Below are 18,617 nucleotides of genomic sequence, written 5' to 3'. Positions count from 1 at the left end.
TTTATTTTTATAAGGCGAGGCTTTCCTATAATATTTATTCTACAGTGTTTAATTTATAACTTTAATTGATATAAGCCATTATTAACCCAGGTATTACACATGGACAAAGTAAAAACTGAACAGATTAAATCATATGTTGTTGTTGGTGGTGGCACTGCTGGTTGGATTTCAGCGGCAGTATTAGCAAGAGCATTAACAAATACCGATGTAAAAATCACCGTGGTTGAATCACCCCATGTACCCACAATAGGTGTTGGTGAAGCAACCATTCCTTCTATTGTAGATTTGCTAGAATATCTTCGCATCCCTCTAAAAGAGTTTATTTTAGCGACTAACTCTACTTTTAAATTAGGTATTAAGTTTATTGATTGGAAAGAAAAAGGTCATCATTACTGGCATCCTTTTGGTTTTGTTGGCAACAAAATTGAAGGAAAACTTTTCTATCAACATTGGCTAAAACATCAATTTGAAAACCCACAGTTTGAGTTTACCGATTTTTCCCCTGCAATAGCTTTGGCAAAACAAAACAAATTTTATATCCCTGACCCCAAGGTAAAAAACAATCTTTCATCATCAACTTATGCGCTACATTTTGACGCTTCCTTAGTCGCAAAATATTTAGCAGATTACTGTAAAAATAAAGGGGTTAATTTAATCAAAGGCCATATCCAAGCAACAAATCTTAATGAAAATGGCCAAGTTGATAAACTTATATTAGCTGATGGTCAAGCCATATCAGGAGACTTTTTTATTGATTGTAGCGGGCAACAAGCGTTAATAATGCATAAAGCACTTCGTGTTGGTTATGAAAACTGGCAGCATTATTTACCGGTAAATAAAGCCGTAACGGCTCAAACAGCTATTGAACACCCTACTCCGCCTTATACCCAAGCCACGGCACATGAACACGGTTGGCGCTGGAAAATACCACTGCAAAATAGAATTGGAAATGGTTATGTTTATTGCAGTGATTATTGTAGCGACGATGCTGCGTTAGCTTTACTGAAAAGCAATAGTGCGCCCTTTATAACTGAACCACGGTTCCTGTCTTTTACCACAGGAAAACGTGATAAAATTTGGTATAAAAACTGTTTGGCGGTAGGATTGTCTTCTGGGTTTCTTGAGCCTTTAGAGTCTACAAGCATTTATCTGATCATGAAAACCATGCTTAATTTTGTTCAAAACATGCCTAATAAAAAACTATATCAGGCGCCTATAGATGAATTTAATCGATTAATAGATGATGAATACATCGCGATTAGAGACTTTATTGTTTTACATTATTGCACGACAAAACGAACAGATTCGCCCTTTTGGCAAATGTGGCAGCATTTAGAGATCCCAAAAACACTACAGACAAAAATTGAATTATTTACATGCCAAGGAAAGTTATACGAAAATCAGTATGATTTATTCTCAGCTGATAGTTGGTATTCAGTTTTAGAAGGTATGGGTGTGAGACCAAATAGTTATGATCCTCTTATAGATGCTTCGAGTTTTAATCAAATTGAACAAGCATTTAGACAAAGTATTTCAGCCCTATCGAACAATGTTGCTAAAACATTAACTCATGATGAATTTATAAACAGGTTAATAGCCGCGAAAGAATAAGAAAAAGACTCAGGGCCTATTTAGGAGGGAATTTAGAAATAACTCATACTAATAAAACTTATAAATTAACCCAAACAACTTCAAACTGACAAATTAATTTGAAAGTAGTTTGGGTCATGAACAAAGTAAATTATTATTTAATAATCGTTACCAAATGCTTCTTTTAAACGTCTTATTGCATCGTTTAATAACTTCTCTGTTAACTGCTCTGCAAGGGCGCCGTTTTTATCAGCAATTGCTTGATACACTTCTCGATGAAAAGAAACAGAAGAGCTGTTTGTTCGTGGATCTTTATTTGTTAATTGCACACTTATAAGTAATGCTGAGTAAATAACGCCTTCCATTGCAGTTAAATAATCGTTACGAGCCGCCCTTAATACAGAACGGTGAAATAAGGCATCAGCAATAATAAACTTTTCAACTGAACCTTTTTCTAGCTCCATACCTATGCACGCTGATTCAATTTCAGCCAAGGCTTCTGGGGTTGCTCTTTCTGCAGCCCAGCGAGCAGCTTTAGGTTCAAACGCTAAGCGAATATCCATCAGCTGTCGTATAAAATCTTTATTTGGTGGAGCACTAACATGCCATGCAAGTACATCGTCATCCCAAAGCACCCATTGACTGCGAGGTTTAACACGGGTGCCTATACCACGACGAACATCCAACAACCCTTTTCCTACCAGTATTTTTACCGCGTCTCTAATGACAACACGACTTACTTGATAGCGCTCGGTTAAAGAAGCTTCGTCATCAATTAACGTGCCTTCTTCTATTGTTCCAGCGACAATTCTTCGACCCAACTCACGAGCTACCTGTATTGGCATACTTGGCGTCATAGTCGCGGCGCGCTTTAAATCGTAATAAACTAATTCACTCATAATAATAGGTACACAAACGTTATACGTTTATAAAAATAATAGGAAGGTTATTAAAATTTTACGTTAAACATTGAAAAAACACAATGTTAAGTCCTTATTAATTACCTTAATCAGCAAAATAAGTTGGTTTTTCGTACAAATTTGATTAATTAGCCGGTCTACTTTTTCATGAGTAAAAATGTATAACTATAAAGCGTAAAGTTTAGTCAGTAGTTACGCTACTTTTAAATTTTATAGCGCGGTAATTATTCATGTTAACTCTTAAAAATAAGCAGCTAATTAATCAGCTTGATCTTATGCAATACAAAAAGAAAGTAATAGCATTACCTTCTTTTATATCGCTATTACCAATATTACCAATTCGTTACACTGCCGTCGTCTCTTGTCAGATGAGGCGCTTCGGTGAAAGTGGCACTTTGTTCAGCAATCTTCTCTTCATTTACTTCTACCCCTAAACCAGGCAATTCTGGAATAACAAAGTTAGCTCCATCCATAGTTGCCTGCACAGGAAAGAGTTCAGGGTTATCAAAACCCAATTGCTCAAAAGGTGAAGAACGACATTCTAACCAACTAAAGTTAGGCACCGCAGCAGCTAAATGAATTGAAGCAGCCGTACAAATTGGCCCTAATGGGTTGTGCATTACTAAATCAATATAATGTGCTTCAGACCAGCCTGCTACTTTAAGTGCTTCAGTAAAGCCACCAACATTACAAATATCTAAACGATTATATTGCATTAACTCGCGTTCAATATAAGGCATAAATTGCCATTTTGAAGAAAACTCTTCGCCAATGGCAAAAGGAATATTGGTTAATTTTCTTAAGGTTTCATAAGCTTCAGGGGTTTCATCACGAATAGGCTCTTCTAAAAAGTCTAAAGTGCCCGACGGTATTTTTTGACACAATGAAGCCGCTTCTCCAATACTTAATCTGTGATGAAACTCTAATCCAATTACCACGTCGTGACCTAAAGCTTCACGAGCTTTTATCAGCCAAGGTACGGTATTATTGATAGACTCTCGAGGTTCAAAACGCGCAACTCCAGATGAAGAGTAAGCAGCCCCCATACCATCAGCAATAAAACGAATACATTTCCAGCCCATTGCTTTAAGTTGAAGTGCTTGTTCAATCATTAATTCACCGGGCTCTGCCGGCACAGTTGCAAAAGCTGGCACTACATCACGTTGTTTACCACCAATAAGTTGATAAACAGGAACACCAAGGGCTTTGCCTTTAATGTCATGTAGCGCGATATCTATTGCAGCCATTGCTGCGGTAACAACTCGACCACCTTCAAAGTAATGGCTACGATAACATTCTTGCCAAATACGACCGATATTCATCGGATCTTGACCGATAATAAACTTTGAGAAGTGCTCTATCATCATAGCTACGGCTTGTTCACGAAATGAAAAACCAGCTTCGCCCCAACCGTATAACCCTTCATCAGTTTCCACTTTTACAATCAGTTGATTGCGAGTACCAACCCATATTACATAAGGCCTAATAGCGGTAATTTTCATATTTTATACCTTTATAAAAAACAGGTGAAACACTTAAATTTATCTTGAAAAAAGATTAAATTAAGGTCTACAACGCTTAATTTATGCGTTTACAAGCGTGTTAAATGTAGCAAAAAATGCTTTAGCTGACTTACGAATTTCATCATCAGACATGGTTGGTTTATATAAAGCAGAACCTAAACCAAATCCTTGTGCACCTAAATCTATGTATGGTTTCATGCTTTCAACGGTTGGATCAATGCCACCGACAGGAAAACATAAAGTACCTTTTGGCAACACAGAGTTTAAGGCTTTAAAGCCATCTAAACCTAAGGCAGAAACAGGGAATATTTTAATGCCTGTTGCGCCTGCTTCTAGCGCATCAAATGCTTCAGTTGGCGTTACAATACCTGGAAAAGTTGCACAGCCCGCTGCAACAGAAAGTTTAATAACCTCTTTATTCATATTAGGTGTAACCATTAAGTTTGCACCTGTTGCAATAACATCTTTCGCTTTTTGCGCAGTAGTAACTGTACCAGCACCAACATAATATTGCGTATTTTTGTCGGTTATAAACTCATCTACTAAACGCTTAATACTATTAAGCGCATCAGGACTGTTCAGTGGCACCTCAACCATCGTAAAGCCTTCATCAATTAATATGTGAGCAATACGAACAACATCTTCTGGCAGTACACCACGAATGATAGCGATTAATGGGAATTGTTTTTTTATATTAAATTTTTTCATTTTGATGTAACACCTTGATTAAATCTGTCATGCCTGCAAGAAAGCACTCGTCGCCATTTACGTAGGTAAAAGCAATAGTTAATGCGCTACATGCAAGCTTATATTTTTCACATAAACTCTCGCCACCGACGATATAAATATGCCCACCACTTAGACTATGTAATTCATGTCCAATTAGTAGTCCTGATATATAGCTATGTACATCACTATCATCAATATTTTTAAAAAGTCGGTGGGTTCGAGCAGCAAAAAGAACATTGGTTAATTTAGCTGATTTACTTTCTTTTACGCCAAGTAAAAAAACTTCTGGATTATATTTTTGTTCAGGTAAACCTTTGCCTAGGATGGTATGTTCAGTTATTACCGAAAATAGCTCCCCTGTCATAAATGATAAAACTTCGGTTATTTTGCCATTGACTACCCGCACATGTTTACTATGCGTACCCGGTAATACAACACTGAATAACCGTTTATTGATTAATTTGGCTGCGCCAAAAATCTGTACTTCTTCACCACGCATAACATCAAAGCGATCTGCAGATAACTTATGCATAACACCTGGAATAATTATCGCTTGAGCTCCCCAAGGAAGTTCGAATCGATATGAGTTTTGAGCGAGTAAGTTTGTATCTACATCTGTTTCCACATAGTCGACGTTAAACCAACCTTGCATCGAGCCGACCATACCGGCCATGATAATTGGAAGAGATTTATAGTTGTCTAACCATTGAGATAAAACCCCCTCAAGCGCATTGGCAAAATCATTATCTTTTACCTGTAACAAACCAAGGCCAAGTTCTTTGTTTTTTACCAACTCGCCCTGCTTATTCATCAAAAATACGCGGAAGTTAGTTGTTCCCCAATCGACAATTAGATAACCTTTCGATAATAAGTTTTTATTCATTTCTTTCGCTCTATGTATTTATTCAATTAATTTCTGAAGTTTATTAACTACGCACTAATTCTTTTTCAATGGCTTCAATCGTCTTACCTTTTGTTTCTGGCAATATAAAGCTCATCAACACTAAGCCAATTAAGCCAATACCAGCATAAATAAGGAAGATATTAGACACACCTAAGTGCTCTAATTGCCACGGGAAAAACTCACTGACTGACCAAGAAGCAATCGTTTGCACTAAGGCAGCAAAAGGTAAAGCGACACTTCGAACATTGTTTGGGAATACTTCAGAGAATATTACCCAAAGAATAGGCCCAATAGATAAATTAAACGCTGCTAAAAAGGCAAATATTCCAAACAAAACCATAGCTGCATTTATGCCGTTAATACTGGCATTGATTACCACACCACTGACTAAGGGTAATTCTTTGTTATCAAATATTTCAGCTAATTGTGCTTTTAAATCAACGTCGCTACTAAAAACTTTACCTGACAAGGGTTGTAATCTGGCCGTATCGATATTGTCTGGTGCAAGTTGCTGCGTTATTTTCGCCATAGTAGCATCGTCGAATTCATAAGTGACCTGGCTAAAGCCATACCACGTGGAACTATGTGCAATAACAACAAGTAACAAGCCACCAAGCGTTAGGAAGCGGCGGCCTAATTTTTCAACAAAAAGTATCGCAATAATGGTAGAAATAACACCAATAAGCCCCATGATGATGGTTTGCATAAAAGTATCTTGAACACTCATACCTACTTGCTCAAAAACTAACGGAGCAAAAAACAACACAGCATTCATACCGGTTGCGCCCTGTACTACCGCATAAACTACGGCAAGAAAAAGTACGAATCTCATTCTTATACTAAAAAGTGTTTTAAGTTGATCTAAAATAGAATTTTTCTTATCAAGATTTATACTTGCTGTAACTTCAGCTATGGTTGGCTCAATGTCAGCATCTAACGATATTTTTGCCAAAATAGCTTTTGCTTCTTCATTACGCCCTTTTATTATTAACCAACGAGGAGACTCAGGAATACAAAGTAGTAGTGAAACCCAAATTACATTAGCAATGAGTTCAGCGCCCAACATATAACGCCAAACATTTTCATTATTTATCCAGCTAATATCATCCATCATTTTAATTAAAAAATAATTAATAACAAAAGCTAGCAATAAACCTACTGCGATCATTAATTGATTAGTGGATACAAACTTACCGCGTTTGTCTGCCGGAGCAATTTCGCCTATATACATGGCTGAAACCGTAATCGATGCGAAAGCAACACCACCAATAAAACGCCCAATAACAAGCATTTCGTAGCTCACAGCGGTTGACGATAAAATAGTAGAAACAGAATATGCTAGCGCTATAGCAAGCAATACTTTTTTACGACCAAAACGTTCACATAAAGGGCCAGTAATAAATAAAGCACAAATAACCCCGATCAAAGCGATACCTGCTACGGTACCCGTTTGAGAGCTCGTTAACTCAAATTGAGAGCTAATAAAACGAATTGCACCAGAAATGTTAGCGGCATCTAAACCAAAAACAAAGCCACCAAAAGCGGCAATGAGTGAATAAAAAGCGACGTTCTTATCGATTAATGACATCTTTTTACCTTTACCTGTAATTATAATTATTTAACTTTGAAGTTATTTTTTGACTCGTTAATATTAGAAATTTAGCATCGAAAGCACAAAGATACAATAAATATAAACATATGATGTTTATATTTCTAAATATTTATATTACTATCTAGTCATAATATAAATGACAACTTGTACTGAAAATATAATTAATTCAATTATTTCATGCAATTAACTAAAGTAGGCTTTTATGAATACACGTTTAAAAGATCAAATAGCCATTGTAACTGGTGCTGCAGACGGTATTGGCCGTGCAATTGCTGAATTATTTTGCCAAGAAGGTGCAAGCGTTTGTGTTGCAGATATAAATGAAGTTGCAGGTACAGAGGTAGTTAACAAGCTTAACGAACAAGGCTTTAACGCTATTTTTGTTAAGACTGATGTTTCTTGTATAGATTCAGTTAAAAATATGGTTGAACAAACCGTTACCCAGCTTGGTAAACCTTCAGTTTTAATAAACAACGCGGGTATTATCTATCAAAACAAAAGCTTTTTAGAAACACCGACTGAGCAATGGGATAAGAGCTTTGCGGTGAATTTAGATGGCATGTGGCATTGCTGTAAACAAGTTATTCCTTATATGAAAGAAGCTGGGTTTGGCACAATTGTTAACGTGGGTTCGGTGCATTCATTTAAAATAGTACCTAATCATTTCCCTTATGCTGTAACCAAGCACGCGATAATAGGACTCACTAAAAACTTAGCTGTAGAGTTAGGTGAAAACAATATTAGGGTAAACGCACTTTGCCCGGGCATGGTTGAAACCCCTGCCGCGTTTAAGTGGTTTGATGAATCTGAAGATCCTGAAGCAGCGAGAAAGGAATTAGGTGATATCCACCCTTTAAGACGCAATGCATCATGTGAGGAAATTGCTTACCCTGCATTATTTCTTGCCTCAAAAGAATCTAGTTTTATGACTGGGCAAAGCTTGATTATTGATGGCGGACGTTCTGTTGTATATCACTTATAAATTTTTATAATTTCTCAATCAACAGCTAAAGCTAAAATTGGCAATAAATATTAATTACGTTGATATAAGTCATCGTAATTAAAGCAGGCCTATATATTTTTTTAGTATCAGGCTTTTCGGTTTATTAAGCCATAGCTCTGGTTTTAGATTTAGTTTTAGTTAGCCAATATTTAATTTAATAAAATAAAGTGAGTAAACATGCACGCTACATTCAACAATAACACAACGGTTACTTACTTAAAGCTAAGCACAATTTTGTTAGCTATTGGGTTATCTGCTTGTGAATCTTCTAAAATTTCATTAACAGATAATAGTCTCCCTGCAACTACATTATTTTCTGAAACAACCACTGTTTTACCTACAGAAGGTGTATCTCGAAGAAAATGGGACAGTGCCTTAGTTTCAGATTTAGACCAAGACGGCTGGCCAGACTTAATTTTAACCGAGCATTCGTTAAGGGCTGAGCTCTATTGGAATAATGCAGGCAAATTTTCAGCACCTATTTATTTAATTAACGGTGATACCCATGGTATTTCGGCCAGTGATTATAATCAGGATGGAAAAATAGACTTAATTGTTGCACAAGGCGGTGGTGGCGGAAAAAAACCTCGTAACCCAGTTTCTTTTAGCATCGATAAAAAAAGAAATATTGTTCGCCACGGAGAATTTACTCATTTTGAAAGAACAAGAGGTCGTGCTGTTAAGTTTATAGACAGTGATAACAATGGTGAATTAGATTTACTGCTTTCTGCTTTCCCATTAAAATCCCAAACACAAGGTGCAAACAACTTATATCTAAATAATAAAGGCAATTTCGAATTAAATAGCAAATTACCTCGCGCTAAATGGCTAGGTTATAAAACGTTAATTACCGACTTTAATAACGATAATATCGCTGATGTTTTATTTTACGGTGGCGCCAACATGGTTGCTATTAGAGGCGATGGTAATAATCAATTCACCGACATAAGTAATCATGTTTTTGGACCGTTAAAAAATATTAATAACATTAGTGCTATTACAGAAATAGATTTTGATAACGATGGCGATTTTGACTTATTTTTAACGCGAGCAAAACATCAATTTGAACAGCAAACTTTTTTTGATCCAATAGAAAAACGCTTCGCATTTTTTGCTCGTAATGAAAAGTTTGAGTTTCCCGAATTAAAAATCAAAGGTAATTTTAAACTAGAAAATTTACAAATGGCTTTCCCTCACTTTGATGTTTTCTTAGGTAATAAAAAACAAAAAGTCGAATTTAACGTTGATCGACATGGTGAAAAAAACCTTGAGTTAACCCAACAACAAGCCCAAGGTTGGCCGAAAAAAATGTCTAAAAAAGGCCTATACATTGGCTATATAGGCAATGACACGTGGAAAATAGCCGGAGAAACCAAATCACCAACTGCCGGTGTTATTCATAATGTAGAGTCTGCTCCAACCACTAAAGCGCTAGAACAGTTACCCGTTTACTTGCTAGAAAATAAGCAGGGCAAATTTGTTGATGTATCAGACAAGTTTAACTTTAATATCAATGAACAAACAACGAGTGCAACAGTAGCTGATTTTGACAACAATGGCTGGTCTGATCTATTCATTGTTCGATATGGCAACCCTGCAATGCAAACTGAACAACTGCTTTTACTTAACCAAAACGGCACGTCTTTTTCTGCCGTTAACGATCATGGCATTATTTCCAAAGAACTGGGTGCAACAGGCGGTGGTGCAGAAGTTGTAGATTTTGATAATGATGGCGATATTGACATTATTTACGCAAATGAACGTGGTCGTTGGCACTTGTTTGAAAACAACATGAACCATACTAAGAGCGCCCAAGATAATAATTATGTAGCTGTAAATGTTACTTTATCTCCGAATAAGAAAACATCGCTCGGCGCCACTGTTACATTAAAAGCCTGTAATAACTTTTACAAGAAAGTGGTTGGAGCAACCTCTTCACCATTTTCACAAGGTAACAATACTAAGCTGCATTTTGGCTTGGGTAGTTGTAAACAAGTTGAAAGTGCTCACGTAACTTGGTCTTCAGGTGAATCGTTAGACTTTTCTATCAATCAAATAAATAAACCATACACCTTGGTAGTAAAATGAATTAACCAAGCAAGGTTAATTCGCTTATTAGAGTTTGCCATTGCTTACAAGTGTATACATACCCTGTGGTATTTTAAAAGGCAGGAATACTTCCAACTAATTTGCTTTAGGCTGTGCAGAAACGAGATTACAAAACATTAATATATCTGGCTTATTTATGTTGCGTTGAAATAGAAAATTATATTTATTGGAAGGTTTAGCACGACTCAAGCGCTTTTTAAAAATCTTAAGTGAAAAACGCCCGCTAATTTTACGATTAACGGGTTTCTCTTATATAAAACAGAGATATAAATTTGAAAGCTTGTTTTAAGTTTTGGACTTCTCATCTACTTTGCTATTATGACGGCTTTTGTTTTCCCTATTAAGGTATCAGCACTGCGTGGAAGTTTTTCAACTTAGAGATTATCAACAAGAAGCTGTTTCTTCGGTGCTTAAACACTTTCGAAAAACCAACGAATCTGCGGTGATTGTTTTACCAACCGGCTCAGGTAAAAGTTTGGTCATTGCTGAACTTGCACGTTTAGCCAAGCGAAAAATACTCGTGCTGACCCATGTAAAAGAATTGGTCGAGCAAAACCATCAAAAATTTGAAAGCTACGGCGTTGCTGCCGGTATTTATTCTGCTGGCTTAAAACTCAAAGAGACTCAACACCAAGTCACATTCGCTAGCATACAATCAGCAGCGCGTAACCTTGACGATTTTAATGAGCCCTACTCGTTAATTATTATTGACGAATGTCATCGAGTTAATGTGCCTAGCCCTGACTTGTCTGATGAACACTCGAAGGCTCTGTTGAACGCAAAACCGAATCAACCACCTCAAGATAAATTACAGCCCGAAGCACAATCACCAGAAACAACAAACAAGCAGTCTAATAGTAATCAGTATCAACAAATTATTGAAAAGTTGATGCAAGTTAATCCGGATGTAAAATTATTGGGGTTAACCGCCACGCCTTATCGTTTAGGTATGGGCTGGATTTATAAAAAGCATTACCGTGGTTTTATGCGCAGTGAAGAAAAACGGCCTTTCGAGCACTGCATTTATGAGCTCCCTATTCGTTACTTAATTAAACGCGAGTATTTAACCGAGCCTAAACTCGTTGATGCCACCATAGAGCATTACGATTTTAGTAGCCTACGTGCAAACGCCTCTGGCGATTATAGTCCTGCGGATATGAATCATCTGTTAAACAAAAATCCTCGAGTGACTCAAAGTATTATTGAGCAGGTTGTTGAGTTAAGCGATCAACGTCAAGGTGTTATGATATTTGCCGCCACCGTTGAACATGCAAATGAAGTTTTTAGTTATTTACCCTTGCAGATAAGTGCGTTAATTACCGGCGCTACCGACAACGCCGAACGCGACAAGTTAATTAAAGCATTCAAGCACAAAGAGATTAAGTTTCTGGTGAATGTTTCTGTATTAACCACCGGCTTTGACGCTCCCCATGTTGATATGATCGCCATATTACGCCCAACACAATCGGTTAGTCTTTATCAACAAATCATCGGTCGCGGTTTGCGTTTGAGTGAGAACAAAAAAGATTGTTTGGTGATTGACTATACCGGCAATGATTTTGACCTTTATCACCCCGAAGTTGGTGAGAAAAAGCCCAATAGTAAAAGCCAGCCTGTGCAAGTTGTTTGCCCAAGTTGTGAATTTCCCAATGTATTTTGGGGCATTTGTGATGATGACGGTTATTTAGTTGAGCACTACGGTCGACGATGCAAAGGTCTTGTTGATGATCCCTCTGACGAGCAAGCACATCGTGTAGAAAGCCAGCGCCAATGTGACTATCGTTTTGTATTTAAAGAATGTCCACATTGCGGTGGTGAAAATGACATAGCGGCTCGTAACTGTTTACAATGCCTTGAGGTCTTGGTTGACCCTGATGATATGTTAAAAAAGGCACTAAAACTTAAAGATTCAAAAGTTATACGCTGCGCAGGCTTTAATCTAAGCAGAGTTACTGGCAAGGCTATCGCTAAGGCCAATGAGAAGGGATCTGATAAGTTAAAAATCACTTACCATGATGAGGAAGGCACCCAGCTCAATGAATCATTTGATTTTTCTAAGCCAAATCAAGTAAAAGCCTTCAACGATATTTTTTCTAAACGCCTTAGCGCTAAAATAAGTGTACAACTTGGCGCTACTGAGTCGTATGAAGTCACTACGCTTGAGCAAGCATTAAAGTTAGCTAACATACTACCGTGCCCAGACTTTGTTATTGCCAGGAAACAAAAATATTACTGGCGTATTAAAGACCGTCTTTTTGACTATCAAGGTAAATATCGCAAAGCCAATGAGCTTAAATAGAGCCTATGGTTAGGGTATGGTTAGGGTATGGTTAGGGCAACCATCGCATATTTTCTACTTGGCTGTGCTATTATCAGCAAATATTAACATCAAGGAATTGCTATGCAATATCAACAACTTAAAATTCAGTGGCCAGACTTCTCTCAAGCAATCCTCAATTTTGCAACCCTGTTAGGACTAAAAGACGTACCGCTTGTTTGTGATCATGCTGCTTTGCGATTGAATGAGCTTACCACCGCTCAGACGTTGTTAGCACAGTGGCGAGAAAAAGGAGACATTATCTCAGACAGTATTATTAACGGTCGTCCTATTTATATCATCGCACTGAACGAACCCTTACAACTCGGAGACTGGAAAATTGCCTGCGTTGAACTGCCTTTTCCTAGCAAACCTTATCCACAACAAGGTTGGGAACATATTGAATTAGTGTTGCCGGGTAATGCCGTAACAATGGCTGAATTAGAGCAGTCACTAAATACAATTAACCCGAATATTACAGCGGTATTGGCAGCGAACCCTGCGATTCAAGTAAAACGCTCTGCACCGCATGCAGAGGGTGAGAAACTGGCGAACCCGACCATTGCATTTAAGTTGAATAATATCTGTATTAAAGTGCACAGCGCAGACATTAAAGCCGTGGTGGCGATTGAAAAACAGTAGAAAAATAGACAAAATATATGCGACTTAGTGTGGCCGGCCATATAAAAAATATAAAACACTGATTATTTAGTATTTATATGGCAAAGAGATATTGAAAAATAAAAAGGCTGTCATTTTATGACATTTAAATTTTAGGCGTTGTCTTCTCTTTTGGTAAAAGTCTGGTGAAGGTTATAGTTCATTAATAAATATGTCTTGAACAATTGCGGCAATACTTGAATTAAAATATTTTAGTGGATACACCTATTTTAACAAAGGCCTGAGTACACAGGTAAAGCTTATTTAATTTAAAGTGAGTGCCCTGTTAATTTGCTGTTGATTTTACATTGCACTTAACATTGCGTAACAGGGTCACAATCAATTGAAACCCCGTTAGCAATTTTATTTGTTATTGCTCTGTTACTTGGTAAACCGTAACGGTTCCAGATACTTCATTACCAATCACTAATAATGGCGTATTAGTTGGGCTGTCTGCTGCTGATATAAATTTAATACTTTCAGGGCCTAAATCACCGGCCATATTCACCTTGGTGCAATCCATGCCTTCATTGCTATCACAAGGATCAGCTAAATCATCATCCATTTCGTAATCAACAGTAAAATCACGGTTATTGTAGTGGGTAACAAAAGCCGTATTAAAAGGGTTTGTAATGTCGTATACAAATAAGTCCCCTGCGCGTTCTTGGGAAATAAAGGCGTAAGTTCTTCCTGCTATTTCTCCAACATCAATCGCTTCAGGCTCGCCACCCTTATCATCCGAGCGGTTATCGCCTTTATTTTCAGTATGTGCAGCATTAAAATTGTTGCCAAGAATAGCTGATGAAATTTTGCCGAAATCATCGCCAGAATCAAAAACTAAATTAACGTTTTTATCCCAAATGGAGAATGAGCGCGCGCCATAAGAAAATAATTTTTCAAACTCACCATCTTGGTCTTTATCACCTAAAGCAGTGGTTACTTTTAAGCGTCCTAAATAGTCGCTACCACCCGTTTCGTCATACTGGCTTTGTAACGCTGTTGACAGTGTTTGATTAAGTTCATCGGGATCAATAATATCTTTAACGCGCACTTCTTCAGAATATCCGTCGTAATCTCTGGCATCACCTTCATTGGCAGAAACAATAAATGTCGAACCATTCCACGAATATGAAGCAATAGTATCAGGTTGATACATGCCATATAGACCTTGAATACTCTTAAACTCAGGGACTTGGTCTTTATTAGTAAAATCTAATTGATACTTACCCCAATCTTTATAACCCAACGCTTTTACTTCAATGGTTAAATCTTTAAGGTTAATAATGCCGATTGCATTATTTTCTTGCAGAGACACATACGCTATTTCGCTGTTACTGGCAGTGGTAATATATTCTGGTTCTAAATCTTTCGCGACCGTATTACCTATCGGCCCAGCAAACTTAACACCTGCTTTCGTTAAAATAGTGAGTCGTTTTTCATCGGTATCATAATCTTCAGGAGATAAGTTATCATCACTAAAGACAATATCTGAGCTCAAATTAATTGAGACTGCAACATCTGCTGGAACCATATCAACAACAGCAATAACTGAGATTGAACCTTCTGGGTCATTTGAGTAATCAGCATTTGGTTCGCCTTCATTGGCAACTAATACCTTATTACCGTCGGGCGTAAAAGTAACCATATCAGGCAACGCGCCAGCTTCTACCGCTTTAATGAACGTGCCTTCTCCAAGCGCATTTAGACTATAAAATAGAATAGCGCCGGGTGCTTGTTTAACCTCACCTTCAATAGCAATGGCTAATAAATCATCTTTAATGGCAATTGAGTTAACCGCACCTAACAAAATGGTATTCTCAACGCCTGAGGTGTTCTTTACCAAAACGCTTAATGGAAAAGTAAAAGCACTTGAGCTTAAGCTTTCATCAGCGACAGGATCGCCTACTTCAGTAGTCGAAAGGTTAGCTAAGTTGATAACTTCTATTTGATTAGCAGCGCCATTAATGGCGAAAGCAGCGTTTGAATTTTTATGAAACTGAACAATTTCTGCGGCGCTTTTACCGTAAATACCCGTAGCAAAACGGCCTACCACTTCAACATTTAATGCACGAGGTAAACTCTTACCGTCACTACCATTAGAGCCATCAGTTCCAACAACACCCGAAATGCCTTGTGCGCCATGAACACCTTGTTCGCCATTATCGCCGTCGAAATTACATCCGCTTAGCCCCATTGATAATGCAACAGTAAGCAGCCCTATTTTATACTTGTTAATTTTTAACATCATTTGGTCTCGTCATTTAAAAATGAAACAAGACTAGGGAGTTTATGTGGCAAAATAATGACTTAAAGATGACAGAAAGATTACAAACAAAATGTCGGTGCTTTTATCTTGAAATATCAACTAAGGTAAACATTAATTCTCGTACTGACTCATGAAAATAAATTTAATATTGAAAACTCAAAGAATATATTTGCGAAGTGCTTATAAACTAATCCTAGAAGTCACCAACATATTTTAGGCTGGGTTAGTCAATTGAAGGCTAGATAGTAGAGTGATAAATAACAAACCCTACTATCTGGATACTAATTTACTGAACCGCATCAAACTATGAGGTTGAGCGCTTTTTAACTTATTTATTAACTATTGAATAAAATTTAAATGAACTCATCTAACAAAAAACTTTTTCGGTTATCGAACTTCTTTTAATGTGACGGTTAACTTCAAGGATAAAGTTATGTGGTTTGACAGGGATGCAATAAAACCTGGAGATAGAGATTTGGATTCTACTCGATGGGTTAGCACTACAAACCCTTTTCCTAAAACTAAACACTGAGATTGATAAAAGCCCGATAATCTTTCGATTAACGGGCTTTATAAGTAGATTAATTAACTGCTCATTCTAAATGGTTAAAATAAATAACTTTGGCTTTCAGAAATTTACCACCGTCGATTGTCTAGCAATCATTTAATTAATTCCCATATAATTGCTATCTCGTAAACAATTAAAACACCTTAGACAACTGAGAAGCCTTAAATGAACTTAAATAGATAAAAAGAAATCATAGTAGGCTTTATTGCGTAATTTTTGCGATAAGTACAAGCCTAGTTCTTTCAGTTGCGCCTTATTTTGATAACTTACGATTAACGTTTTTAATTTTGTTAAGGCTTCTTCACTCTGCCCTGCACCATCTAACGCCAGTATATAAGTATAAGCATATTGCGCATTATCAGGCATTAAGGTCATGGCTTTGTCAAAATGTTCGATCCCTTTATCTAACTGTTTCTGACGTACAAAGTGCAATCCGTAAGAGTAATGTAAATCGGCTGATTTAGGATTGTTTTTGATCCCCTTTGACAACACTGAAGCTACTTGAAATGGCTTTTGTTGAGCACGGTAAATATCGGCCAGATTAATGTAACCTGTTAAAAAGTAGGGATCTATTTTAATTGCCTTTATAAATGATTTCTCTGCATCACTTAATCTATTCAATTCAATCGCAATGACACCTTGATTAGCAAGGCCTTCACCGCGCCAACTACTAATTTCATTCGAATGAATTAATGCTTTGAATGCTTTATCGAACAGCGGTTGATCAATAGCGGATATTTCACTGGTAATTAAACCTCGTGCCGCAGCAATTCTTATTGATTTGTATTGATCTTGTAACACTGGCGAAAGGTATTTCACCTTATCGTTAGGAGGTAATAATGTAGCGATATTCGCAGCACTTAACCTGATTAACCCTTCAGAATGGCTGAGATAAGGCTCTAGAATTTCGGCCGTTATTGTTTGCGTAGTGTAACTCAGTAATTGTAGAGCGGTGGCTCTACTGATGACATCAAGTTGAACATCAGCAATAATCGCTAAATGCTGCTCAATATCGATGGCTTGTCCTGAATTTAATGCCATTAAATATTCTTTGCTCGTCAGTAATGGCTTAGGTTGACCATGCCATTTTTCTAAACTCTCACTTGCCCATTGATTCGATTTATCTTCATGACACTTTGTACAGGCATTAGGCGTGTTATACGCTTGAGAAATATCAGGGCGAGGAATTTTAAAACTATGATCACGCCTGTCATCAACGCCCATATAGGTGTTTTCAGGCATATGGCAATTAACACACTGTGCGCCACTCGTATTATCCTCATGTTGATGATGTTCTTTTACATTATAAACCTCGCTGCCATGACACTGCAGGCATAAACCGTTACCTTCTACCTTTAATTTCATGGTGTGTTTATCATGACAATCGAGGCAATTAACCCCTGCTGCAAACATTTTACTTTGTAAAAATGAGCCATAAACATACACTTCTTCTTTGATTTGACCATCTGCATAGTAATTGGGTGATGCTAATAGTTGTGGGGTAAATTGATCTAAAAACGGCGTGTTAGGTTTAATACCATCGTTTAATGGTGCACGTAATGAATGACAAGCAAAACAACCATCCATAAACTCATTATCACGTTTTTCACCCTGCCAATGTGCAGTTTTGTCGCCAATACTTCTTAGCCATACCCCAGTGCGGTGATTAGACGCTGTAAAATTAGTACCCGTCTTTGGTTTTATCGCTTTTTTTGCATGAGTAGACATATCATCATGACAAGATAAGCAACCAACGTTGATATTATCGAACAGTGTGTCAAAACTGTTGTCTTTTGTCTCATAGTTTCTTACTAAGCCATCAGAATGACAATCGGCACACATGCCATTCCAATTTTGTAATGGTTGACGCCAATGTAACCTATCTTCAGGTTGAATTTCTTCATGGCTATAGTTGTGATACCACCGCTGCCCGCCGTCAGATTTTTCTCTTGCGTCCCAAGCAAAGGGTAACACCTGTAACTTCCCTGGCTCAGTTTCAACTAAATATTGTTGCAGTGGAAAATGACCAAAGGTGTATTTTATTGGATAAGTATCTGTTTTATCATCATAGGAAATAGTGACTTGATAACGATTATCTTTAATAAAAAAATTAGCTTTTTGTCCATAATGCTCAACCTGTTTATTATCAAAATCAGCTAAAACTGTCGTTTTATCGGCAAGCGCCATCGCTTTACTGTGATCAGATTGTTGCCAATCATGTTGTGATTGCTCATGGCATGAAATGCACTGCTGATTTGATATAGCGTTAGCCTTTTGAAAACTGTGCTCTTCGACCTCAAAAGCTTGTATAGAAAATGCCGAGAACAAACCGAGTAACACCAGATAAAAAGAATGATAAAACTTCAAAATTTTACTTACCTTAAAATAATTTAACAAAATAACTTACTTAAATAAT

12 protein-coding genes are annotated in these 18,617 nt (G+C 37.2%); 5 read left to right on the top strand and 7 right to left on the bottom strand.

Going from position 1 to position 18,617, the window contains the following annotated elements:
* Positions 1-99 precede the first annotated feature (99 nt).
* Entirely contained in the window at positions 100-1,611 is a 1,512-nt protein-coding gene (locus A3Q33_RS18075) for a tryptophan halogenase family protein (RefSeq protein ID WP_081181169.1), read from the top strand.
* Positions 1,612-1,748: 137 nt separating this feature from the next.
* On the opposite strand, the gene A3Q33_RS18070 is transcribed toward A3Q33_RS18075, so the two are convergent.
* The 5 genes from A3Q33_RS18070 to A3Q33_RS18050 form a co-directional block, all read right to left on the bottom strand.
* Complete coding sequence (locus A3Q33_RS18070) at positions 1,749-2,489, bottom strand: FadR/GntR family transcriptional regulator (RefSeq protein ID WP_081181168.1); 741 nt, start codon at positions 2,487-2,489, stop codon at positions 1,749-1,751.
* 353 nt (positions 2,490-2,842) lie between these two features.
* Positions 2,843-4,012: a mandelate racemase/muconate lactonizing enzyme family protein gene (locus tag A3Q33_RS18065; RefSeq protein ID WP_081181167.1), complete on the bottom strand. Its 1,170-nt coding sequence runs from the start codon at positions 4,010-4,012 to the stop codon at positions 2,843-2,845.
* Between the two features lie 81 nt (positions 4,013-4,093).
* Entirely contained in the window at positions 4,094-4,741 is a 648-nt protein-coding gene (locus tag A3Q33_RS18060; protein WP_081181166.1) for a 2-dehydro-3-deoxy-6-phosphogalactonate aldolase, read from the bottom strand.
* The gene (locus A3Q33_RS18055) at positions 4,728-5,645 is read right to left on the bottom strand and encodes a 2-dehydro-3-deoxygalactonokinase (RefSeq protein WP_081181165.1); all 918 of its coding nucleotides are present in this window, start codon (positions 5,643-5,645) and stop codon (positions 4,728-4,730) included. Before A3Q33_RS18055 ends, A3Q33_RS18060 begins: the two co-directional genes overlap by 14 nt.
* Positions 5,646-5,688: 43 nt before the next feature.
* On the bottom strand, positions 5,689-7,254 hold the full coding sequence (locus A3Q33_RS18050; RefSeq protein ID WP_081181164.1) for a sugar porter family MFS transporter: 1,566 nt from the start codon (positions 7,252-7,254) through the stop codon (positions 5,689-5,691).
* 226 nt (positions 7,255-7,480) lie between these two features.
* On the opposite strand from A3Q33_RS18050, the gene A3Q33_RS18045 reads away from it, so the two are divergent.
* The 4 genes from A3Q33_RS18045 (at position 7,481) to A3Q33_RS18030 (ending at position 13,349) form a co-directional block, all read left to right on the top strand.
* On the top strand, positions 7,481-8,260 hold the full coding sequence (locus A3Q33_RS18045) for an SDR family NAD(P)-dependent oxidoreductase (RefSeq protein WP_081181163.1): 780 nt from the start codon (positions 7,481-7,483) through the stop codon (positions 8,258-8,260).
* Positions 8,261-8,458: 198 nt separating this feature from the next.
* The gene (locus A3Q33_RS18040; RefSeq protein ID WP_081181162.1) at positions 8,459-10,369 is read left to right on the top strand and encodes a CRTAC1 family protein; all 1,911 of its coding nucleotides are present in this window, start codon (positions 8,459-8,461) and stop codon (positions 10,367-10,369) included.
* A gap of 379 nt (positions 10,370-10,748) precedes the next feature.
* Positions 10,749-12,689 (top strand): DEAD/DEAH box helicase, encoded by a 1,941-nt coding sequence (locus A3Q33_RS18035; protein WP_081181161.1) that lies wholly within the window; start codon positions 10,749-10,751, stop codon positions 12,687-12,689.
* 102 nt (positions 12,690-12,791) lie between these two features.
* Positions 12,792-13,349, top strand: a complete 558-nt coding sequence (locus tag A3Q33_RS18030; RefSeq protein WP_081181160.1) for a VOC family protein — start codon at positions 12,792-12,794, stop codon at positions 13,347-13,349.
* A gap of 388 nt (positions 13,350-13,737) precedes the next feature.
* Here the strand turns inward: A3Q33_RS18030 and A3Q33_RS18025 are convergent, their stop codons facing one another.
* Positions 13,738-15,615: a choice-of-anchor I family protein gene (locus A3Q33_RS18025; RefSeq protein ID WP_081181159.1), complete on the bottom strand. Its 1,878-nt coding sequence runs from the start codon at positions 15,613-15,615 to the stop codon at positions 13,738-13,740.
* 757 nt (positions 15,616-16,372) lie between these two features.
* A complete protein-coding gene (locus A3Q33_RS18020) occupies positions 16,373-18,568 on the bottom strand; it encodes a cytochrome c3 family protein (protein ID WP_231295724.1) in 2,196 nt (731 codons plus the stop codon).
* Positions 18,569-18,617: the final 49 nt, after the last annotated feature.

Source organism: Colwellia sp. PAMC 21821 (assembly GCF_002077175.1).
Taxonomy (GTDB): domain Bacteria; phylum Pseudomonadota; class Gammaproteobacteria; order Enterobacterales; family Alteromonadaceae; genus Cognaticolwellia.
Note: the sequence above shows the minus strand (reverse complement) of the source record. Positions and strands in the feature narration are given on the sequence as shown.